General features: G+C 61.0%; 17 protein-coding genes and 1 tRNA gene. 15 read left to right on the top strand and 3 right to left on the bottom strand.

Annotation, left to right across the window (positions count from 1 at the left end; all coding sequences use genetic code 11):
• Positions 1-47: 47 nt before the first annotated feature.
• On the top strand, positions 48-1,109 hold the full coding sequence (locus HMPREF3175_RS00090; RefSeq protein ID WP_070489976.1) for a TIGR01906 family membrane protein: 1,062 nt from the start codon (positions 48-50) through the stop codon (positions 1,107-1,109).
• Positions 1,110-1,211: 102 nt separating this feature from the next.
• Here the strand turns inward: HMPREF3175_RS00090 and HMPREF3175_RS00085 are convergent, their stop codons facing one another.
• Both HMPREF3175_RS00085 and HMPREF3175_RS00080 read right to left on the bottom strand, forming a co-directional pair.
• Entirely contained in the window at positions 1,212-3,101 is a 1,890-nt protein-coding gene (locus tag HMPREF3175_RS00085) for an AMP-dependent synthetase/ligase (RefSeq protein WP_256174079.1), read from the bottom strand.
• 70 nt (positions 3,102-3,171) lie between these two features.
• Positions 3,172-4,842 (bottom strand): dolichyl-phosphate-mannose--protein mannosyltransferase, encoded by a 1,671-nt coding sequence (locus HMPREF3175_RS00080; RefSeq protein WP_052048455.1) that lies wholly within the window; start codon positions 4,840-4,842, stop codon positions 3,172-3,174.
• A gap of 135 nt (positions 4,843-4,977) precedes the next feature.
• Here HMPREF3175_RS00080 and rsmI point away from each other — a divergent pair, with 135 nt between their 5' ends.
• From rsmI to pth, 14 genes are all read left to right on the top strand, one after another.
• Positions 4,978-5,823: a 16S rRNA (cytidine(1402)-2'-O)-methyltransferase gene (gene rsmI, locus HMPREF3175_RS00075; RefSeq protein WP_070489972.1), complete on the top strand. Its 846-nt coding sequence runs from the start codon at positions 4,978-4,980 to the stop codon at positions 5,821-5,823.
• A gap of 192 nt (positions 5,824-6,015) precedes the next feature.
• On the top strand, positions 6,016-7,494 hold the full coding sequence (locus HMPREF3175_RS00070) for an NAD-dependent succinate-semialdehyde dehydrogenase (protein ID WP_035756215.1): 1,479 nt from the start codon (positions 6,016-6,018) through the stop codon (positions 7,492-7,494).
• 113 nt (positions 7,495-7,607) lie between these two features.
• Complete coding sequence (locus HMPREF3175_RS00065) at positions 7,608-8,597, top strand: TatD family hydrolase (RefSeq protein WP_070489970.1); 990 nt, start codon at positions 7,608-7,610, stop codon at positions 8,595-8,597.
• A gap of 213 nt (positions 8,598-8,810) precedes the next feature.
• Positions 8,811-10,007 carry a resuscitation-promoting factor gene (locus HMPREF3175_RS00060; protein ID WP_176744712.1) on the top strand — a complete coding sequence of 399 codons (1,197 nt, stop codon included), beginning with the start codon at positions 8,811-8,813 and terminating at the stop codon, positions 10,005-10,007.
• Positions 10,008-10,159: 152 nt separating this feature from the next.
• The gene (gene rsmA, locus HMPREF3175_RS00055; RefSeq protein WP_083285488.1) at positions 10,160-11,119 is read left to right on the top strand and encodes a 16S rRNA (adenine(1518)-N(6)/adenine(1519)-N(6))-dimethyltransferase RsmA; all 960 of its coding nucleotides are present in this window, start codon (positions 10,160-10,162) and stop codon (positions 11,117-11,119) included.
• On the top strand, positions 11,116-12,093 hold the full coding sequence (locus HMPREF3175_RS00050; protein ID WP_070489968.1) for a 4-(cytidine 5'-diphospho)-2-C-methyl-D-erythritol kinase: 978 nt from the start codon (positions 11,116-11,118) through the stop codon (positions 12,091-12,093). Before rsmA ends, HMPREF3175_RS00050 begins: the two co-directional genes overlap by 4 nt.
• 157 nt (positions 12,094-12,250) lie before the next feature.
• Positions 12,251-14,113 (top strand): ABC-F family ATP-binding cassette domain-containing protein, encoded by a 1,863-nt coding sequence (locus HMPREF3175_RS00045; RefSeq protein ID WP_070489966.1) that lies wholly within the window; start codon positions 12,251-12,253, stop codon positions 14,111-14,113.
• Between the two features lie 11 nt (positions 14,114-14,124).
• Positions 14,125-14,904, top strand: coding sequence for a gamma-glutamyl-gamma-aminobutyrate hydrolase family protein (locus HMPREF3175_RS00040; protein WP_070489964.1), 780 nt, complete (start codon positions 14,125-14,127; stop codon positions 14,902-14,904).
• Between the two features lie 98 nt (positions 14,905-15,002).
• Positions 15,003-15,074: transfer RNA gene (locus HMPREF3175_RS00035), tRNA-Gln, on the top strand.
• 36 nt (positions 15,075-15,110) lie between these two features.
• Positions 15,111-16,598 (top strand): bifunctional UDP-N-acetylglucosamine diphosphorylase/glucosamine-1-phosphate N-acetyltransferase GlmU, encoded by a 1,488-nt coding sequence (gene glmU, locus HMPREF3175_RS00030; protein WP_070489962.1) that lies wholly within the window; start codon positions 15,111-15,113, stop codon positions 16,596-16,598.
• A 62-nt stretch (positions 16,599-16,660) separates the two neighbouring features.
• The gene (locus HMPREF3175_RS00025) at positions 16,661-17,641 is read left to right on the top strand and encodes a ribose-phosphate diphosphokinase (protein WP_035756212.1); all 981 of its coding nucleotides are present in this window, start codon (positions 16,661-16,663) and stop codon (positions 17,639-17,641) included.
• 219 nt (positions 17,642-17,860) lie between these two features.
• A complete protein-coding gene (locus HMPREF3175_RS00020; protein ID WP_035756211.1) occupies positions 17,861-18,487 on the top strand; it encodes a 50S ribosomal protein L25/general stress protein Ctc in 627 nt (208 codons plus the stop codon).
• A 290-nt stretch (positions 18,488-18,777) separates the two neighbouring features.
• A complete protein-coding gene (locus HMPREF3175_RS00015) occupies positions 18,778-20,577 on the top strand; it encodes an alkaline phosphatase (protein WP_141739854.1) in 1,800 nt (599 codons plus the stop codon).
• 184 nt (positions 20,578-20,761) lie between these two features.
• Complete coding sequence (gene pth, locus HMPREF3175_RS00010; protein ID WP_070489958.1) at positions 20,762-21,313, top strand: aminoacyl-tRNA hydrolase; 552 nt, start codon at positions 20,762-20,764, stop codon at positions 21,311-21,313.
• A gap of 250 nt (positions 21,314-21,563) precedes the next feature.
• On the opposite strand, the gene HMPREF3175_RS00005 is transcribed toward pth, so the two are convergent.
• The coding region (locus tag HMPREF3175_RS00005; RefSeq protein WP_070489957.1) for a Na+/H+ antiporter NhaA at positions 21,564-22,499 on the bottom strand (936 nt) is incomplete at its 5' end.

Below are 22,499 nucleotides of genomic sequence, written 5' to 3'. Positions count from 1 at the left end.
TTTCAACGCCCCTCCTTTTAGCAATTCTGGGGCGGAAAGGACCCTTGATGTCGCTGAATACCCCTGATCCTTGGAAAGAGGACAGAGACGAGCAAAACCCGACGGGACCCAAAAGCCCTGCGACGCCTGAATCTCCGGCGGAGCCTGCGAACCTGAACGAAAGCCGTGATCTGAACCAAAGCCAGGAAGCGACCCAGGCGTTCCCGCCGGTGTCTGAGCATCCGCCAGCATCTGAGACCGCCGTGCTCGGGGCGCCACCGGCTTCAGAGCAGTCTGGGGATCAGGGCACGTATTTGCCTGTTTCGGAGAAGCCCACGCCTGGTTACAGCGATGAGACCTCGCATGAAACTGTTGCTGCGAGCCTCGACTATAAGCCGGTCTTCCCACGCATCCTGCAGTGGGTAGTCGCTGTCTTGACCCCGTTCGTGTTGCTCGCAGCGGCCGTTCGGTTGGTCGCCTCTTCCGCTGTCTTGTGGTTTATCTACCACATTCCAGGTTTCCCGGCAGACCCGGCAGGATTCACCCGCGGCGACCGCGTTCTGTACGGCTCATACGGGGTGGACTATCTCAACAACTTCGCCCCAAGTAAGTACCTCTCCCAAGTCCAGACCGACGAAGGTCCGCTGTTCACCGCCAACGAGGTCTCGCACATGGCCGACGTCAAGTCGCTTGTGCACCTGTGCTACCTGCTCGGTGTGATCGCGCTCGTTCTTCTGCTGATCAGCTTCATCATCCTGCGTAAAACCTACCCGGGAGGCGTCCGCAGGGGCCTGTTCGCCGGCTCGATCGTAACGTTCGCGGTGCTACTCATCTGCGCGGCTGTGGCGTTGGTTGGCTGGGAGGAGTTCTTTGTTGGCTTCCACCAGTTCTTCTTCTCACACGGTAACTGGCAGTTCGCGTGGGATGATTCGCTCATCCGGCTCTACCCGCCGCAATACTGGGTCATCGCGGCAGGCATACTTGGCGGCCTGTTGCTCGTGGGCAACCTGGTGTTGATGCTCGTGACGTGGCCAACGCGCCGCCGTCGGGAGCTGTCTCGCAAGCAGATGGAAGAGAAACGAGACGGTTCGGACTACGTCATCGAATACGATGCGTTCGATCAACGCTAAACGAACACGGCCCCGCCGTTGAGGCTTGAGCTCAAACACGGGTGGGCGGTAGCTGGCCACAGCTACCGCCCACCCGTGTTGTTGACCTACGTTGCCGCCCAGCTATGAGCGTTTGCGGTAGATCGTGTTGATCGTGTCAGCATACTGCTGATAGACCTGCGGGCGGCGTACCTTCATCGATGGAGTGAGGGTGCCTTCGTCCTCGCTGAAGTCTTCATCGAGGATCACGAACTTGCGGATAGATTCAGCCCGGGACACGGTCGAGTTGGCGCGGTTGATGTATGACTGGATTTCCTCATGCACGCGCATGTTGCGCACCGCATCGGCCAGGGTCGCTACTCCGGAGACCTTCTCTGCCTTCGCCCAGGTGTGTAGTTCGTCTTCATCCAGGGTCACCAGCGCTGAAACGAAAGGCTTGTCATCACCCAGGAGAACAACCTGGGACACGATGCGGCCTTCCCGCACGATCTCCTCGAGCGGGCCGGGTACAACGTTCTTACCGCCGGCGGTCACGATGATGTCTTTCTTACGTCCGGTAACGGTGAGGAAGCCGTCTTCATCGAGCTCACCGAGGTCGCCAGTGTAGAAGAAGCCCTCGTCGTTGAAGGCTTCCTGAGTGGCTTCCGGGTTGTTCCAATAGCCGGCGAAAACCCCGATGCCTTTCACGAGGATTTCGCCGTCATCGGCGATGCGCACGCAGGTTCCGGGGATCGGCAAACCGACCGAGCCGACGCGCTGTATACCTGGCATGTTCACGCTCAAGGGTGCGGTGGTTTCGGTGAGGCCGTAGCCTTCGAGCACGCCGAGGCCGATCGCGTTGAAGAAGTGCGCGAGGTCCGGGAACAGGGGAGAAGCCCCGGAGATCGAGTAGCGAACTTCTCCACCCATGATTTCGCGGATCTTCGGGTACACGAGCTTGTTGTATAGCCGGTATTCGGCCTCATGCAGCGGGTTGCTGCGTGGTTTCTGTTGGCCGCGGCGCACCTGGTCTTCGGCGCGTCCGCGTTGGGTCGCGATGTAGCGGGCGCGGCGGAACAGCCAGCCCTTGCCCTCGGCTTCTGCTTTGGCGAGCGCGCCAGCCATGAGTTTTTCGTAGATGCGCGGCACTGCAAGCAGGAATGTTGGTTTGATGTTCGGGAGGTCTCGGGTCACGGTGCGCGGCGAGCAGTGGGAGACCGTGATGTCGCGGTACATGCATGCGTGCTGTACGGCACGGGCGAGGATGTGGGCCAGCGGCAGGAACAGCGCGGTGCGCCCGCCCTCTCCAACGACTTCGCTCAAGTGCTCAACGAGGTTGACGGCTACGAGCGTGATGTTGCCGTGGGTGATGATGCACCCTTTAGGGCGCCCGACGGTTCCGGAGGTGTACACGAGGGTTGCGGGATCGTTGAGTCCCGGGCGGCTGCGGCGAAGGTTCACTTCGTCGTCGGGCACCCCGGAGTCACGTCCGGAGGCCATGAGGTCTGCGAGTCCGGCGCCCACGGGTACACCGTCGTAGAGAACCGTGGCTGGGTGGCCGGCGTCGTTGACGACGTCCATGCGCAGGTGGCGTGGCGCGCGGTCTGCAGGCAGATTCGCTACCGCTTGCGCGGCCGGGTCGGAGGCGTCCGGTGTTTGGGTCAAAAGGTGGCTTGCCCCGGAATCGGTGAGGATCCATTCGATCTGGGAGATCGAGGAGGTCTCATAGATCGATACGGAGATCCCGCCTGCAAACCATGCGGCTTGTTCGGCTAGTGCCCATTCGAAGGATGTGGGGGCCATGATCGCGAGCACGGAGCCTTCTTCGAAACCGTGGGCGATGAGGGCTTTCGCGAGGTCGGTTACGAGGCGTTTGTAGTGTTCCCCGGTAACGTCCACCCAGGTTTCGGCATTGGGGTCATAGACGGAGTAGACGGGTAGGGGCTTGTTGCGTGCAATCCGGTCGAGCAACAGCTGTGGCGTGTTGTAGTTGGACGGCAACGTTTCAAGTTGCGGCATGCACCGTTCGCGCACTGATTCTCCTTGAAGGCCGATGGGTTCTAGCGGTGGGGCAGTCGGCTGCACCGGATAGGGGGCGGACGGGTTATGTCCAGCTTGGTATCCAGATGCGCCACTGGGCGTGTTCGCTCAAAAGTGTTCCGCCTGTGACGATCGGTAGGAAGAAAGCGGATGTGAGCAGGATGATGGCGACGATGCCGGCTAGGATTCCGGTGCGGATCTTCGCTTGGAGCTTGGGCGTGCCCGGTGGCGGGGCGAGCATACGTAGCGCATAGACGACTGCGAGGATCCAGCTGAGTTGGAAGCCGGTCGTGTAGAAGAAGAACATCGTGCGTTCTGGATAGAACAGCCACGGGATGTAGCCGGCTACAACACCTGCCAGGATCATGAGTGCTACCCAGTCGCGGCGAGCGAGGAAGGCCCACAGCACGATGAAGATGCAGAGGGTCCCGGCCCACCACAGGAGCGGGTTGGGTAGGTCGGTGATGATTTGGACGCAGTTGCGGCCGGGTTCGCATTCGACGCCGTCGCGGGTGGTGGTGTCCCATTTGAACAGCGTTGGGCGCCCTGCAACGAGCCAGGTCCACGGGTTGGACGCCCAGCCGTGGTCTTTGGTCAGCCCGGTGTGGAATGCGTAGGCCTTGCCGTGGTAGGTCAGCAGGTCAGCTAGCGGTGCTGGGAAGAGCTTGACCCATGCCGCACCTTCGCGTTCGGCGAGCCCGTGGCCCCAGGCGCGCGGCTGCATCAGCCACGGTAGCCAGGTGAAAAGATAGGTCAGTGCCGCGACGGGTACTACGCGGATGAACGCGGGGATGCCGTTGTGGAGTACGCCGCCTTTGAGCCATTGTTGGATCCCAGCGGCACGGCGGGCTTGGCAGTCCCACCACACGATGAGTAGGCCGAAGACAGCGACGAAGGTGATTCCGGACCATTTGATAGCGCACAAGGCACCCAGTGAAACACCGATGCCGATCTGCCACGGCCGGGACCATAAGCGCGGCCCCACCCCTTTATAGAGGGCCGCTACCTTGCGTTTATCGCTAGAGGCCTCGGCGTCTCCGGCGAGCGCGTAGGCCAGTTGGCGGCGCCCGTAATCGCGGTCTACGAGTACGAGCCACGCGATGATCGTGATGAACATGAAGTAGAAGATGTCGAGGATCCCGGTCCTCGATAGCGCGATCTGTTGGCCGTCGAGCGCTACGAATACTCCGGCGAGCCCGCCCCATACGGCGGAGCGGAACAGGCGGGTTGCGGCCATGGTTGTGAAGACGGCTGCGATGGTTCCGGCGAAAGCGGTGCCTGCACGCCAGCCGAGCCCGGTGTCTGTTCCGAAGATCGCCATTCCCAGCGCCATGATCCATTTACCCAGTGGTGGGTGGACGACGTAGGAGGCCTCGTTACTCGGTGTTGCCGATCCGTTGACGAAGTCTTCGTTGATGTCTTGCGGCCATTGGCGTTCGTAGCCGTAGTTCAGAAGTGAGTAGGCGTCTTTGACGTAGTAGGTTTCGTCGAAAATGAGTTGGTGTGGGTGGCCCAGGTTGAAGAATCTGATGATCGCGGCGAGTGCACCGATCAGCAGAGGTAGCCACCAGCGCGCGTGTGAAACGACCGTGTTGAGCTTGCCGCCGGGCATGCCGGTGAGGCGGAGCAGTAGCTCGTCGAGGCTCGGTCTTGAACGGCTCAGCTGCGCCCCCTGTTTGCGGTGGGCGTGCTGTTGCCGTTGAGCTTGAGAAGTGGTGCGCGCGGAAACAGTCACAGGCTTACTCTACTGAACTACGGGGTTTGAGGCCGGAAGATGGCTAGGAGGGTAATACCAAAGTAATACGGACACACTGTAGCGGAGGCGATGTGCCGCGGTGTTGGTGTAGTGGCGGCTGGGTAGGCTGGCGGTGTGAGTGATGTAACTGGTCGCATCGAGATTGCTGGTACCCCGATTGGGAATATTGGGGATGCGAGCCCGCGGTTGCTCGCGGCGTTGGAAGAGGCCGATGTGGTGGCGTGTGAGGACACGCGGACCACGGCGAAGCTGTTGCGGGCTTTGGGGATTAGGGCTCGCGGTGAGTTGGTTGCGTATCACGAACATAATGAGCGTTCGCGTGCGGATGAGTTGGTGGAGCGGGCTCGCCGTGGGGCGCACGTTGTGGTGGTCAGTGATGCAGGCATGCCAGGTATTTCTGATCCTGGCTACCGGATTGTTGCGCGCGCGGTCATCGAGGATGTGCCCGTCACGGTGATCCCGGGGCCTTCGGCACTGATCTGTGCACTCGCCGCATCGGGGTTGCCGACAGACCGGTTCACGTTCGAAGGATTCATGCCGCGCAAGGCTTCTGAACGCACAGCCTTCATCCGCGCGGTGAGTACGGAGACGCGCACTGTCGTGTTCTATGAGACCCCGCACCGGATCGCGGCGACCCTTCAAGCGCTCGCCGAGGGTTTGGGTGGGCAGCGCCGCGCCGTGATTTCACGTGAGATTACAAAAATGTTTGAAGAGCATCGGCGTGGAACTTTAGAAGAGTTGCTTGCCGGGGTGGCGGAGGATCCTCCACGCGGCGAGATCGTAGTGGTGTTAGAAGGTGCCGCTGAAGAAGCTGAAGCCAGCATCGAAGAGTTAGTTCCGCTGGTCCTAGAGCGGGTAGCTGAAGGTGAACGGCTCAAAGACGTGTGCAAATCGCTTGCCGAGGCTTACGGGGTGTCCCGGCGGGAACTCTATGACGCGGCGGTCAAAGCCCGGCCATAAGTGTGGCCCGGCGGTAAGCGTGGCCCGGCCGCCGAAGGGACCTGGCCGTAAGTGTTGCCCGGCCGTGAAAGGGACCTGGCCCTGGCGAGCCGGGCCAGTCAGCGAAATGCGGCGTCGCTTTCTAGCGGAATAGTTTGCCGCACGTATAAGTTGAGCTAAGTAGACCTCGATGATCCGTGGCAAAGGAGAACCATGACTTCACAGCGCGAAGCCGAACTGCTGGAATCAGTCCCGAAGGGGTTGCTGATCAATGGTGAATGGCGCGATGCCTCTGATGGCGGAACGTTCGATGTTCTCGACCCTGCAACGGGGAAGGTTTTGGCTACGTTGGCCTCTGCCACCTCTGAGGATGCTAAGGCCGCTTTGGATGCGGCTGATGCTGTGCAGGCGTCGTGGGCTCGCACCTCTGCCCGTGAACGTTCTGAGATTCTGCGCCGTGGTTTCGAACTGATTCAGGAACGCGCCGAGGATTTCGCTCTGCTCATGACCTTGGAGATGGGTAAGCCTCTGAACGAGGCGATGGGCGAGGTTAAGTACGGCAACGAGTTCATGCGGTGGTTCTCTGAGGAAGCGGTGCGTCACAACGGCCGCTACAACGAGACCCCTGAAGGCAACATGAAGATGATCGTGCAGCACAAGCCTGTTGGGCCGTGCTTGCTGATCACGCCGTGGAACTTCCCGCTGGCGATGGCGACCCGCAAGGTTGCTCCTGCTGTAGCTGCCGGCTGCACTATGGTTTTGAAGCCAGCTAAGTTGACCCCGCTGACTGCCCAGCTGTTCGCTCAGGTCATGATGGAGGCAGGCCTTCCAGCAGGTGTCTTGAACGTGGTTGCTGGTAAGTCGGCTTCCCAGATTTCTGGCCCCATCATGCAGGATCACCGTCTACGTAAGGTCTCCTTCACCGGCTCCACCCCGGTGGGGCGCCAGTTGCTCAAGGACGCCGCAGACAACGTTTTGCGTACCTCGATGGAGTTGGGCGGCAACGCGCCATTCATCGTGTTCGATGACGCCGACATCGACGATGCGGTTGAGGGCGCTATGGCGGCGAAGATGCGCAACATGGGTGAGGCCTGCACCGCGGCGAACCGCTTCCTGGTCCAGGATTCGGTCGCCGAAGAGTTCACCCGCAAGTTCGCTGAGAAGATGGCCGCCCTCAAGCCTGGCCGCGGCACCGAAGAAGACGTCAACGTTGGCCCGGTCATCGAGGAGTCCGCTCGTGAGGACATCCACTCGATCGTGACTAAAGCGGTTGAACAGGGTGCTAAGGTCGCGACCGGTGGCGAGAAGATCGAAGGCGACGGCTACTTCTATCGCCCGACCGTCTTGACCGATGTTCCGCACGACGCCGAGATCCTGCGTGAAGAGATCTTCGGCCCCGTCGCCCCCGTCACGACGTTTGCTACCGAGGACGAAGCGATCGAACTCGCCAACGCATCCGAATACGGTTTGGCCTCCTACATCTACTCGAAGGACTACAACCGCCTGATCCGTGTGGCGGATCAGATCGAATTCGGTTTGGTCGGCTTCAACCAGGGCGTGATCTCCAACGCTGCCGCACCATTCGGTGGCGTCAAGCAGTCCGGTCTGGGGCGTGAAGGTGGCGCCGAAGGTATCGAGGAGTACAGCACCGTGCAGTACATCGGTATCGCAGACCCATACGCCAAGAAGTAAAGCCTTCTGCACAGACTGTGACCTAACGGGGTGGCCATCGCATCAGCGGTGGCCACCCCGTCGTTAACCTCACTCCGTCGTTAACCTCGCTGTGCATCGCTAAGGTTGTTGATATGTGTTCTGAACATCAAGGTTTGGTTGTTCCCGGTGAAACTCCGCGGCCTTATGTCCCTGAGGCCCACGAAGGCCTCGGCGATGACAGCGGGCGTAAGCGCGCGGCCGTCAACGAGCAGGGTGCTCGCCGTAAGCTCGAATATCCGCCGGCCCCGCAGCCATTGCCGGTCCCGGTGATCGATAACCACACGCACATGGATTTCCATGACGGCGATGTCGCGTTATCTGTGAGCCAGCACATGGATGTCGCCGAGCAGGTCGGTATCTCTGGGGCAGTCCAGATCGGGACCGATGTTGAGTCTTCGCGCTGGTCTGTTGCCGCGGCGGAATCTGATCAGCGCGTGCTTGCCGCGGTCGCCTTGCACCCCAACGATGCCGCGCGGGCTTATGCGGAAGGCACCCTTGAGGATGATCTCGCGGTCATCGAGCAGTTGGCTGGGCATCCCCGGGTGCGGGCGATCGGAGAGACGGGGCTTGATTACTTCCGTACCACCGAGGAGGGCTGGGCGCCCCAGCACGAATCTTTCCGCCGGCATCTTGATATTGCGCAGCGTTTGAACCTGCCGGTACAGATCCATGACCGGGACGCGCACGATGACACGGTGCGGATCTTGGAAGAAGAGAACTTCGATGGAACGGTTGTCTTCCACTGTTTCTCTGGTCCGGTGTCGATGGCGATGAAAGCGCGCGAGCGCGGCTGGTATGTCTCCTTCGGCGGGACCGTGACGTTCAAGAACAACCACGAGCTTCGAGAAGCGATCATGGCGGCCGGGCCACAGCTGTTGATGGCGGAGACGGACGCCCCCTTCTTGACTGCCCACCCGTTCCGGGGCCGCCCGAACGCTCCATACATGACCCCGTACGCGGTGCGGTTCGTCGCGGACATGTTCGGCATGGACCTAGATGAGTTCTGCCACACACTCAACGAAAACAGCACGCGTGTTTACGGGGATTTCGCCGCAGGTTTCACCCAAGAATCGCCTGAATAATAGCCATACCCCGAAACTGTGCAGGAGCTGAAGTAGCGATTTGATAACAATTAGGTTACGATTGTTATCGCATCGTGACCTTCGGTGTGGTGCTGACAAGCACTTCCTTCCCTGAAGGCCGAGCGTGAACGCTCATCGAGCGCTTCATGGAAAAGGTCATGTGTGCAAAGAAATATCCCCGAACATAGTGCCTGTCAAGGCATGAGGTTTTTCGTGAACAAGAAGATGAAACGCGGTCTGATCATTGGCGGCCAGGCAACTGTAGCCTCGGCGCTGGTCTTGGGAACCGTGGGGTTCGTAGCAAATAACAAATCCATCGAGGTTGTCGTCGACGGGGAATCTCAAAACGTCCGTACCTTCGGTGGGAAGGTAGAAGACGCCCTGAAGGCAGCTGATGTCACCGTTGGCCAACACGACCGTGTCACGCCAGCCGTAGACTCCGACATCAAGAACGGCGACACCGTCAACATCCTGACCGCTCACAAGGTCGAATACCAGGTCGACGGCGAAGACAAGACCGTCATGACCACCGCACGCACCGTGGATGAGCTGGTGGATGAGCTCGATCTCGCTGACGGTTCTGACATCAACCTCGACGGTCACGTCCAGTTGGCAAGCGCTGAGAAGCTCACCGTGCTGACCCCTAAGGAAGTCAAGCTCAACCTCGCGGGCAAGAAGTCGACTCTGACTACTACCGCACTCGATGTTGACGCGGTTCTGGCCGATAAGGGCGTCAAGGTTGGTAAGCACGACGAAGTGAAGCCTGCCCGGAACACTGTTGTATCTGATGGCATCACCATCACGTACAACAAGATCCAAAAGAAGAAGAAGACCACCACCGAGGCGATCGCGTTCGAAACCAAGCGTGAAGAGGACGCCAAGCTCGCCAAGGGCAAGACCGAGACGGTCACCGAAGGCAAGGCTGGTGAACGCAAGGTCGTGACCGAGACTGTGATCCGTAACGGTAAGAAGGTCTCCACCAAGAAGGTCTCCGATAAGGTGACCCGCGAGCCAGTCGATGCGCTGATCAAGGTTGGCACCAAGGAAGAAGCCCCAGAGCCTGAGGAGAACTCGGACTCGGAGGAGAGCTCGAACAACTCCTCGAAGGGTAAGAAGAAGAAGTCGAAGTCCAGCTCGAAGGCTAAGGCCCCAAGCGGCGGCGTTTCCTCGACCTGGCAGGCACTGGCTCAGTGTGAGTCCGGCGGTAACTGGAGCATCAACTCCGGTAACGGCTACTACGGCGGCCTGCAGTTCTCGGCTTCCTCCTGGCGTGCAGCCGGCGGCACCAAGTACGCTCCGCTGCCACACCAGGCAACCCCAGCTGAGCAGGTTGCTACCGCAGAGAAGTTGCGCGCTAACGGTGGCTGGGGCCACTGGCCAGCATGCTCGAGCCGTCTCGGCCTGCGCTAAGCCACACGCTGTGCTTTCAGGTCAGCACCTGAACGTTGGCTTATAGCTCCGGAATAAATCACCCGGAATAGGCACTGTTCAAGCCCACGATGGTGCGGGAGTCTCCCGCGGCATCGTGGGCTTGGCCGTTTAAGGACATTAGGATTGAGGGGATGAATCACGTGCCTGAATCTTCTGCTTCAGCTCCGCTTTTGGGGGCTGCTCATATTCGTGCGCTCGCCGATGAGCTGGGTGTGACCCCGACTAAGACGCTGGGGCAGAACTTTGTGATCGATGGGAACACGATCCGCCGCATCGTTGCCGCCGCACACCTCACGGGCGATGAGACGGTGCTTGAGGTGGGGCCGGGCCTTGGTTCGCTGACGTTGGGGATCCTGGATGCCGCTGCGCGCGTGATCGCGGTGGAGATTGATCCGCGGCTGGCCGAGCGCCTGCCGCGCACGGTGGAGCAGTGGCGCCCGGGCACGCATGAGAACCTCACGGTCATCAATGAGGACGCGTTGAAGATCACCGAGCTGCCGGGCGCACCCGATGCGCTGGTTGCGAACCTGCCCTATAACGTCGCGGTTCCCGTAGTGCTGCATCTGTTGGCGCGCTTTGAGAGCATCCGTTCCGGTTTGGTCATGGTCCAAGACGAGGTAGCCGACCGTTTGGCAGCGAAGCCGGGGAACAAGCTCTATGGGGTCCCTTCCGTCAAGGGCGCGTGGTACGGGTCCATGACCAAAGCCGGGGTCATCAGGATGAACGTGTTCTGGCCCGCGCCCAAGATCCGCTCAGGGCTCGTTGCGTTCACGCGTGGCCCCAAACGCGGGGATGAGGCTCTGCGGGAGGCGACGTTTGCGGTGATCGATGCGGCATTCGCGCAACGACGCAAGACGCTACGGGCAGCGTTAGCCGGATGGGCAGGTTCCGCCGCAGCAGCCGAAGAATATCTGCGTGCAGCAGGAGTAGACCCGCAGCTGCGCGGCGAGAAGCTTGAGATCGAGCAGTTCATCGCGATCGCCCAGGCCCGCGCTGCAGCAAGCGACAGCGGCGCGGTAGGCGACAGCGGCGCGGCAGGTGAAAGTAGTGCTGCCGTTGAAGAAGTAGGAGAGCAAGGTGGTGGGGTGTGAGTCTTCCAGCGTTGGAGGAACAATCGGGGTTTGCGCGCACGGTCACGGCGCGCGCACCAGGCAAAATCAACGTCAGCTTCGAATGCGGTGACCCGCGCGAGGACGGATTCCATCCGGTTGCGACCTTGTATCTTGCGGTCGGGTTGGATGAAGAGGTCACCGCCCGTCACCGTGACGACGGCGAGATCGCGGCGGAACTCGATGACGCATCGAGCATCGCGGTGGATCAAGCGAGCTTCCCGGTAGGAGCCGATAACCTCGCAGTGAAGGCCGCGCTCGCTTTGCGGGACGCTACCGGAGTGCACGCTGGAGCTGACTTGCGCATCCTCAAGCGTGTGCCGATCGCTGGAGGCATGGGAGGCGGCTCCGCGGACGCGGCCGCGGCACTCGTTGCGTGCAATGCGCTGTGGGAGACCCGCCTGAGCAGGCAAGACCTCGCCTCGATCGCCGCGGGGCTCGGCTCGGATGTTCCCTTCGCGCTGTTCGGCGGCGCGGCCGTCGGCCTGGGGCGCGGGGAAGACCTCGCGCCAGTGCCGCTGCGCACCGAATCGCACTGGGTTCTGATCCCGGCATCGTACGGGCTCTCAACACCGAAGGTGTATCAGGAGCTTGACCGGCAACGCGAACGAGCCGATGTGAGCGTGCCCGCGCCTCAGGAAGTCTCGCCCGAGGTTCTCCACGCCCTACTCGAAGGGGACCCGCTCAAGCTCGCAGCTTCCGTGCATAACGACCTCACTCCGGCCAGCATCGCGCTTGCACCGGAACTCGCGCACGTCATCGAACGAACCGAGGAAGCCGGGGCGCACAAAACGCTCGTATCAGGCTCCGGGCCAACCCTGGCCTGCATCGCGCACTCATCAGCGCATGCGGAACGGATCTCGATGCAGATACGTGATGAGCTCGACCTACAAACCATCGTGGTGAGCGCACCTGCGGCAGGGGCCTCGATCCTGCCCAACTGCGGCGCAGTTTGATGGCCAGCGCTGCCTGATGACATGCCCGGCCTGGTAGCCAGCGCGGTCTGGAGGCCAGCCCGGCCTGGCGAACTTCACGCGCTGAAACCTGCACGCTGAAAGCATCCACGCACACTATCCACTGAAAACTATTCATTGAGAAGGAAACCCTGTACAGATGTCCCACCTCTTAGGTGCTGAATCGATCTCCATCACGTTTGGTACCCGCACCGTGCTCGATAACGTGACGCTCGGCATCGACGAGGGCGACCGCATCGGGATTGTGGGCCGTAACGGCGACGGCAAGTCCACACTCATGAAGCTTCTGGCGCAACGGATCGAACCGGATACCGGGCGGGTGACGCATCGGCGTGATCTGCGGGTCGGTTACCTCGATCAAGCCGACGTTTTAGACCCCGAACTGAGCGTGCTTGAGGCGATCGTGGGTGATGTTCCGGAACACGAATGGGCCGCTGATGCCCGCATCCGTGACATCATGAGCGGGTTGACCGAAGGCATCGATCTGAACAAGAAAGTCGGGGAGCTCTCCGGCGGGCAACGCCGCCGTACCGCGCTTGCCAAGCTGGTGGTTGCTGACTGGGACGTCATCATGCTCGATGAGCCCACCAACCACCTCGACGTTGAGTCGGTCGCATGGCTGGCTGAGCACTTGAACCAGCGGTGGCGCGCCAACGAGAACGCGTTCCTGGTGGTGACTCACGACCGCTGGTTCCTGGATGCCGTATGCACCATGACGTGGGAGGTCCACGATGCGATGGTGGATGCTTTTGATGGCGGGTATGCGGCCTATGTTCTGGCTCGGGCCGAACGCGACCGCGCCGCTGCGGTCAAGGAAAGCAAACGACAGCAACTTGTCAAAAAGGAGCTTGCGTGGCTGCGCCGCGGCGCACCGGCACGCACCTCGAAACCCAAGTTCCGCATCCAAGCAGCCAACGCGATCATCGAAGACGTTCCCGCACCACGCGAAAGCCTCGAGCTGAAGAAAATGGCGATGGCCCGGCAAGGCAAAGACGTCATCGACGCCGAAGACCTCACCTATACGCTGCCCAACGGCCGCGCACTCTTCGATGACATCACGTGGCGGCTGGCACCAGGGGAACGCGTGGGACTTGTGGGCGTCAACGGTGCAGGAAAATCCACGCTCATGCGACTACTGGACGGACAACTCGAACCGAGCGCCGGGCGCGTCAAGCGCGGCAAGACCGTGGTTTCAGCGATCCTCTCCCAAGAAGTCAAAGAGCTTGATGAGCTCGCGAACACGCGCGTCGTGGACGTCATCAAGGCAGAAGGCAGCCAGTTTGTCGCCGGAGGCCGCGAAGTGTCCGCCGGTCAGCTACTCGAGCAGGTCGGGTTCAACGCGCACAAGCAATACACCCCGGTCAAGGACCTCTCCGGTGGCGAGAAACGCCGCCTGCAACTCTTACGCCTCATGGTGGGTGAACCCAACGTGCTGATGCTCGATGAGCCGACCAACGACCTCGACACCGACACCCTCGCCGCGATCGAAGACCTCCTCGACACGTGGGCCGGAACCCTGATCGTTGTCTCCCACGACCGCTACCTGCTCGAACGCGTCACCGACCACCAGCTCGCACTGCTCGGAGACGGCAAACTCCGCGATCTGCCCGGCGGCGTTGAGCAGTACCTGCAGCTACGCGAACACGCAGCGCACGCCGGCACCGACAACAGCAGGATAAGCCACAGCGGGACAGGCCAGCACGGAGAACCCGCCGCCGCATCGGACGCTGGGGGCGCAGCTGAAGCCCCCGCGCACAAGCCAAACAAGCCAGCGTATTCGGCAGCCGAACAGCGCGAAGCGCGCAAAGACATGCAACGCTACGAACGCCAACTCGGACGCGTCGAGAAGGCGCTCGCCGAGGCAGAAGAGAAACTCATCCAAGCGACCGAGGCCGGGGATTTCGAGGCGGTCACCCACCTCACCCAGGAAGCGGACGCGGTGCGGGAGCAGAGGGACGAGCTGGAGATGGCGTGGCTCGAGGCCTCCGAGAAGATCGGGTAGGGGGCAGGTTGATGCCAGAACAAACGGAAGTCACTGAGTATCGGCCGGTCTGTGAGTATCGGCCGGTGCGCATCGCGATGAGCTACGTCATGGATGCCGCGAACGTCCCTGTCAGCTATTCCGATGAGCTTCACGGGCTCGCAGCCCATACGGGGCGTTCACTCATTGAGGTCGGCGGGCACGTGCAACCGTGGTTCGTGGATGCTCTCAAACCGGGACGCAGCGCCAGCGAGGTTGTCGCGGGCGCGGAGGCGGTCATTATCCTGGGTGGTGCTGATGTGCATCCAGGGTTCTATGGGTTGGAGCGTGAACGGTGGCCCGAGGTCGATCTTGCAGGTGTGAGCGCGAGCGCCGATGCGTTCGAGATAGAACTCGTGCATGAAACCCTGGCCGCCAATAAGCCGCTGTTAGGGATCTGCCGCGGCCTGCAGATCATCAACGTTGCGCTTGGCGGCACGCTCATCCCGGAGATCGGCAACCCTACGATCCATAAGTCACCACCAGATGGCGACGGCTGGGCTGATCACAGCGTGAGTCTCACCGCCGGCAGCACGCTCGAACGCATCTACGGGTCAGCCGAAATCACGGTGCGTTCCGCGCATCACCAAGCCGTCGATGCGCTCGCCGCAGACCTCGTGCCCGTCGCGACCGCCCCGGACGGCCTCGTGGAAGCCGTCGAACACCGGCAACACTCCAGGATGCTGGCTGTGCAGTGGCATCCCGAAGACCTCAACGGTGATAAAACTCACCTCGATGAGCTCATGACGTGGCTTCTGCGCCGGATTCATTGACGTACAGATAGACGCTCATAAGACATACGGTTAAGAAAACAAGGCCTAACGTGGCACAATGGACAACGGCCTGAACAGTTCAGCCTGTACCAGGCTGATCCGCCATGGTGTAACGGCAGCACGCCAGCCTTTGGAGCTGTGTGGTCTAGGTTCGAATCCTAGTGGCGGAGCGATAGTGGCAGGGCAGTGGAAGGAAAAACAGCCAGGTGTCCAGCGAAAACGTCCATCCGGCAGCAGTGATCGTTCTAGCCGCAGGTGCTGGAACACGTATGAAATCCTCTAAGCCGAAAATCCTCCACACACTCGGCGGCCGTTCGATGGTCGGCCACGCGCTCGATACCGCGCATGCGCTGGAACCCGATCGTCTCGTCGTGGTTGTGCGTCACCAGCGTGACCGCGTTGCAACCCACGTGCTCGAGCATGCGCCTGACGTGAGCATCGTCGACCAGGACGAGATCCCAGGCACCGGCCGCGCAGTCCAAGTTGGCCTTGAAGCGATGAACGACCTCGCTGAAGGCACCGTCTTGGTGACCTACGGCGACGTCCCGTTGCTTTCCCCGCAGTTGCTCACTGAACTCGTGGAGCGCCACGAATCCGAGGGCAACGCGGCAACCGTTCTGACCGCCGCGGTTGAAGACCCGACCGGCTACGGCCGCATCCTGCGCGATGAAAACGGCGACGTCACCGGGATCGTTGAGCACAAAGACGCCACCGAAGAGCAGCGTCTGATCAACGAAGTCAACTCCGGTATCTACGCGTTCTCCGCGAACGAGCTGCGTTCGGCTCTGGCCCGGGTTTCGACCGACAACGCCCAAGGCGAAATGTATCTGACCGATGTGCTCGGCATCATGCGTGAAGACGGGCACCGCATCTCAACGGCAGTGACCACCGATCAGTGGCAGGTAGAAGGCGCCAACGATCGCGTGCAGCTTTCCGCGCTGGGGCGTGAACTGAACCGCCGCATCACCGAAAAGTGGATGCGCGAAGGGGTCACCATCCAAGACCCTGAAACCACATGGATCGACGTCGATGTCGCCTTGTCCCAAGACGTGACCCTGCTACCGAACGTGCAGCTCGTTGGCCGCACCTCGGTCGGCCAAGGCTCCGTGATCGGGCCAGACACAACCTTGCGTGACACCCACGTGGGCCAGAACGCGACCGTGAAACGAACCGACGCAACCGAATCCCGCATCGGCTCCGGATCGACCGTTGGCCCGTTCAGCCACCTCCGCAAAGACACCGTGCTCGGTGAAGACGGCAAGATCGGCGCGTTCTATGAAACTAAGAACGTCCAGATTGGGGATCGCACCAAGCTCTCCCACCTCGGCTACTCAGGTGATGCGGTGATCGGGGAAGACAGCAACATCGGTTGCGGAAACATCACCTCCAACTACGACGGCGTGAACAAGCACAAGACCGTGATCGGCTCGCACGTTCGCACGGGCGCATCCACCGTGTTCATCGCCCCCGTCGAGGTCGGTGACGGCGCATACACCGGCGCTGGCGCGGTAGTCCGCAAAGACGTCCCTGCTGGCGCACTTGTGATCTCTGATGCCCCGCAGGTCAATAAAGAAGGCTGGGTTGAAGCTAAACGAGCAGGAACCCCCGCCGCCGTCGCCGCGGCCCTGACTGAAGCAAAGAACTCCACCGGATCGGATACAGCCCGTACCGGTTCGGATGAAACACGCCCCTGATTCGGTACAGTCATAGAAGCTCCAACTAACACCCCATCCTCGAGGAGAACGGACAGCTCGCAATGTCTGAACTGAGCTACAACGTAGACAAAAAACTGGTCTTGGCTTCCGGCCGAGCCCACCCAGAGCTGGCACAACAGATCGCCGACGAGCTCAAAACCGAGCTCGCCCCAGTTTCCGCATATGACTTCGCTAACGGTGAGATCTATGTCCGCCCCGGGGATTCCGTCCGCGGTAAAGAATGCTTCGTCATCCAGTCCCATCCGTTCCCGATGAACAACTGGCTCATGGAGCAGCTGATCATGATCGATGCGCTCAAGCGCGCCTCAGCCCGCCGCATCACCGTGGTCTCGCCGTTCTACCCGTACGCTCGCCAGGACAAGAAGGGCCGCGGCCGCGAGCCGATCACCGCGCGCCTGGTCGCTGACCTTTATAAGACCGCTGGCGCTGACCGTATCATGTCCGTGGACCTGCACACCTCGCAGATCCAGGGTTTCTTCGATGGCCCGGTCGATCACCTCATGGCGATCCCGTTGCTCGCTGACTACATCCGCACCCGTGTAGGTAACGAACCGCTCACGATCGTCTCCCCGGACACCGGCCGTGTGCGTGTGGCTGAAATGTGGGCTGAACGCCTCGGCCACGCGCCGCTGGCATTCGTGCACAAGACCCGTGACCTCACCGTGCCGAACAAGGCCGAATCAAAGACCGTGGTCGGCGAGGTTAAGGATCGCGTCTGCATCCTGATCGACGACATGATCGACACCGGCGGCACCATCTCCGGCGCGGTTTCGGTACTGAAGAACGCTGGTGCTAAAGACGTCATCATCGCGGCAACGCACCCGGTCTTCTCAGATCCGGCAGCGCAGCGTTTGAGCGAATCCGGTGCGCGCGAAATCGTTGTGACCAACACGTTGCCTGTTCCAGCTTCGAAGCGTTTCCACAACCTCACGGTGCTCTCGATCGCCCCACTGCTGGCGCGCGCGATCAAGGAAGTCTTCGAAGACGGCTCCGTCACGAGCCTGTTCGACGGCCGCGCCTAACCATGCGAGCTCTGCTAAACTAGGGGAGTTGCCCAGGCGAGGGGAACTACGGTTCCCGTGATCGACGAGGCCTTCTGGATTTACCGGCTAGCACAAGGTGCAGGCCGAAGGTGAGCTTAGAAGCCACGACGAGCCCCCGGGGCGAAGACCAGCCAACACCACCGCACACGCGGAGATATTCACGGTGTGGCGTCATCGACCAATAGGAGAAGAGCTCTCATGCAGAAATTCGAATCCCTTGACGTAGAGGTCCGCGAAGACTTCGGTAAGGGTTCGGCACGGCGCGCACGCCGCGACGGCCAGATCCCAGCTGTTGTTTACGGCCACGGCTCCGAGCCAGAGCACCTGCTGCTCCCATCGCACCAGACCACCCTGGCTGTCCGCCAGCCGAACGCTATTCTGTCCCTCAAGGTCGCAGGCGATGAGCGCCTCGTCATGGTGAAGGACATCCAGCGCCACCCACTGCGCCAGACCGTTGATCACCTCGACCTGCTGATCGTCAAGCGCGGCGAGAAGGTCTCCGTCGATGTCTTCCTCGACTACCAGGGCGAGGTCGCCCCAGGTCTGGCAGCAACCCTCGACATCCAGGAAGTCACCGTCCTGGCAGAGGCACTCAACATTCCAGACACCCTGGTTGTCAACATCGATGGCCGCGAAGAAGGCTCCGTCCTCGCATCCGAGATTGAACTGCCTGAAGGCGTTGAGCTCGAGATCGAAGAAGACACTGTCATCGCGACGATCGCTGAGCCACAGGAAGTCGAGCTTCCAGAGGACGAGGAAGCAGAAGAAGGCGAAGAAGCTGCCGAGGCTCCAGCGGAAGAGAAGTCCGAGGAAGACAGCGAGTAAGCCTCACTGGGACTGCCCGAACTCTCAGGAAGGCCGCCACATGTGTGGCGGCCTTCCGCCATTTAAAGATCAGCCAAAGCGAAGAGTGCGCTTTATATAGAAGTCTGTATTGGCGAGCTATGTTGAGTGATCATCCTTTCATTGCTCGTTCACAGTGAATCACAGGATTCTTTACTGTTTGTTAACCATTCCGTCGGTGAAGGGACGGCCAAAGAGGCATTGAAGGTTTACCTCGCTTCCTAGGCTCATTGGCGTTGGTCACCATCACGCCAAATGAACGGATTGACACAGTGAAAGCACCTCGCACCACCGCGATTGCAACCGCAACAGCGGGTCTTGCATTCGCATCGTTCTTCACCGCAATGCCAGCCCACGCGACAGCGACGGCTGAAGAAGCCCCAGCTACGGGCGGGCCAAAGAACGTCATCGTACTGATCGGTGACGGCATGGGCTACAACCACATCGACAACCTCAACGCCTACACCAAGAACCAGGTGCACTGGCAGGTAGAAACCGGTCCAGACCACAAGGTCATGCCATACGGCGGCAACACCAAGCCAACCGAAGGCTGGCAGGCCTGGGAACACACCGGAATGTCCACCCACTGGGTCGATGGCCCGGCATATGACACCTCGCAAGCCTGGACCAAATTCGACTGGGTCAAAGACAACCCAACCGACTCCGCAGCAGCCGGCACCGCCATGGCTACCGGCGTGAAGACCTATAACGCCGGCATCGGTGTTGACCCAAACAAGAAGGTCGTAGAGAACCTCAGCGAACGCGCCAAGTCCCTCGGTAAATCTGCAGGCGTCGTTTCCAGCGTTCCCTTCTCGCACGCAACCCCAGCCGCCTACTCCGCCCACAACCAGACCCGCCAGGACTACCACGGCATCGCTGAAGAGCAGGTCAACGGCAACATGGACGTAGTGATGGGTGCAGGCCACCCATTCTTCGACGACGACAACAAGAAGCTCGCCACCCCGAACTACAAGTACATCGGCGCAGATACCTACAAGAAGCTCGAGTCTGGTGACAGCGACTTCACGTTCGTGACCAACAACCAGGACTTCTCTAACCTCACCAAGGGCGAGACCCCAGAGCGCGTATTCGGTATCGCTGAGGTAGGTAGCACCCTGCAGCAGAGCCGCGCCGAAGGCAAGGCAAAGAACGAGGTCATCGACCTGCGCACCATGACTGACGGCGCACTCAACGTCCTCGACAACAACGACAACGGCTTCTTCCTGATGGTCGAAGGCGGCGCAATCGACTGGGCAGGCCACGCCAACCAGACCGACCGCGACATCGAAGAAGTCCAGGACTTCGACAAGGCCGTCGACGGCGTCATCGACTGGGTTGAAACCAACTCCAGCTGGGATGAAACCCTCGTCATCGTCACCGCAGACCACGAGACCGGTTACCTCTCGGGCAAGCCAGAAGGCAAGTTCGCGCCAATGCTCCCGCAGGGCACCAACAAGGCTGCAGAGCAGAGCTGGAACAGTGGTGAACACACCAACCAGCTCGCACCATTCTTCTTCAAGGGCGCAAACGCTGCCGAGGTGAAGGCGCTGGCAACCAAGACTGACACGGTCCGCGGCTCCTACATGGACAACACCGATGTAGCTAAGTGGCTGTTGAACACCGCCTGGGTAGCTAAAGACGTTCCACCAAGCGAGGAACCGACCGCGGCTCCAACTGAGGAACCGACCGCGGAACCGACGGACGCGCCAACGGAGACCCCGAGCGAGGATCCAACCGAGACTCCATCTGAACAGCCTTCGGAAGCACCGAGCGAGGAACAGCCATCCGAGCAGCCTTCGGATGATTCGAGCGAGGCCCCAACCGAGGCACCGTCCACAGATGCATCTGATGCGCCATCAGACGCTCCTTCCCAGCCTGAAGGCGAGGACGGCGCAGGCTCCGAGGGCGGCAACCAGAACGATGCGCAGGGTCCATCGACCGGCGGCGATCTAGCCAACACCGGTGTCAACGCCGAACTCATGTGGGGCGCAGGCATCGCGACCCTGCTGGTAGTCGGTGGCGTGACGCTGCTGGTAGTCAAGCGTGCACGCCGCGCTGACGCCACCAAGTAACTAGACCCAAGAACCTTCTGAAAGCGCCGGGACACACGATCCCGCGCGTTCTCAGAACCCCATCGGTACCGCCGTGGACGCCCACGGCGGTACCGATGTTTTAGGCTGGCGCAGTCGTTTCAAGCTGGCACTGCAGTTTCAAGCCGGTGCAGCCGTTGCAGGCTCGCGTAGATACCCTTGAAGCATGGCTTCTGACATGTTCCTCATCGCTGGCCTGGGCAATACAGGCGCCCGGTATGCGAAAAATCGACACAACATCGGCTTCATGGTCGCCGATGAACTCGCCGGCCGCATCGGCGGCACGTTCAAAGCGGCCTCCGCGCAACGGTGCATGCTGCTTGAAGGACGGCTGGGAATAGGAGGGCCGCGGGTTGCGCTCATCAAGCCCACAACGCTCATGAACCGTGTAGGCGGCGCCGTCTCCAGCGTCTCGAAATACTTCGGGATACCGGCAACCAACGTGATCGCAATCCACGACGAGATCGAACTGGGCTTTGACACGACCCAGCCGCGGCTCGGTGGCTCGGAAGCCGGGCACAACGGCTTACGCGACATCACTAAGGCGTTGGGGACCCGGCAGTATTGGCGCATCCGTGTAGGCGTGGGGCGGCCCCCGGGTAGGCAACAGGTCGCCGACTATGTGCTCTCCGACTTCTCCGCGCAAGAGCGAAGAACGTTGCCGATAACCCTCTCAGACGCTGCAGACGAGGTAGAGAAACTGATCGTTACTCTCTGAGGCTGACCACATCGCGCTGATACTGACCGCCTTCCGCTGGGGCTCGCTACAGCCGGTTTCAGGGGATGCTCACCAGATTACTGGGGGTTTTCCATGACTATCCCAGGGTTTATTGAGGCTTGCTCTGTAGTGTCGAAGACACCTCAAGGGTGCGAGTGATGACAGAGGGGCTCCGGTTGAATGATCAACCGGAGCCCCTCACCTTTAACCACTGGCATGTGTGGCGGAACAGTCCATGCCTGAAGGCGGGTCAGTACTTGACGTGGCTGCGTTCCTGAGCCGTCTCTTGTTGCGCCTGCATCTTGTAGCGGCGGTTACGTGGGGCGAGCCAGATGCTCGCGAGCACGGCCGCCAGAACGGAGGCCAGGAGGATCGCGACCTTCGCGTCCTCACCGTGCAGGGAGTCGGTGCCGAAAGAGAGCTCAGCGACGAGCAGAGCGACCGTGAAGCCGATGCCGGCAACCATCGTGACCCCCAGCAGATCGCCCCACTTGATCCTCGGATCCAGTTCGGCGGCTGGAGTGCGAGTGACGAGCCATGTAGCACCCATGATGCCCAGAGGCTTACCGACCACGAGGCCAAGGATGATGCCCCACACCACGGTGTCAGCCATCGCGGTCTTGAAAGCGTCCATGCCCGCGATGGTCACACCCGCTGCGAAGAACGCGAAGATCGGCACCGCAATCCCGGTCGAGAACGGGCCAACACGGTGGGCGAGTACCTCGGTGAGTGGGATGCCTCGATGCCCCTTCTTGATCTTGGCAGGCACCGTGAAGCCGAGCAGAACACCCGCGATGGTCGCGTGGATCCCGGAGTTCAACATGAAGACCCACGCGAGGAACCCAAGGCCCAGCAGGATGACCCACGGGGCCCAGTTCTGGCGGCGGAAGAAGTTAGGGAACAGTTGCGCGAGCGTGCCGTAGATAGCGATCGGCACAAGCGAGAGCCCGAGCCACACAAGCGAAATATCGGAGGAGTAGAAGACCGCGATAATGATGATCGCGATCAGGTCATCAACCACAGCAAGCGTGAGCAGGAACAGCTTGGCCGGGGTTGGAAGCCACGCACCGACTACGGCAAGCACCGCGACAGCGAACGCGATGTCGGTTGCCGCCGGGATGGCCCAACCGTGCACCGTGGATGCGGGCTGGCCGATGTTGACCAGCAGGTAGATGAGCGCGAACCC

This window comes from Arthrobacter sp. HMSC08H08 (assembly GCF_001807575.1).
Lineage (GTDB): Bacteria > Actinomycetota > Actinomycetes > Actinomycetales > Micrococcaceae > Pseudoglutamicibacter > Pseudoglutamicibacter albus.
Note: the sequence above shows the minus strand (reverse complement) of the source record. Positions and strands in the feature narration are given on the sequence as shown.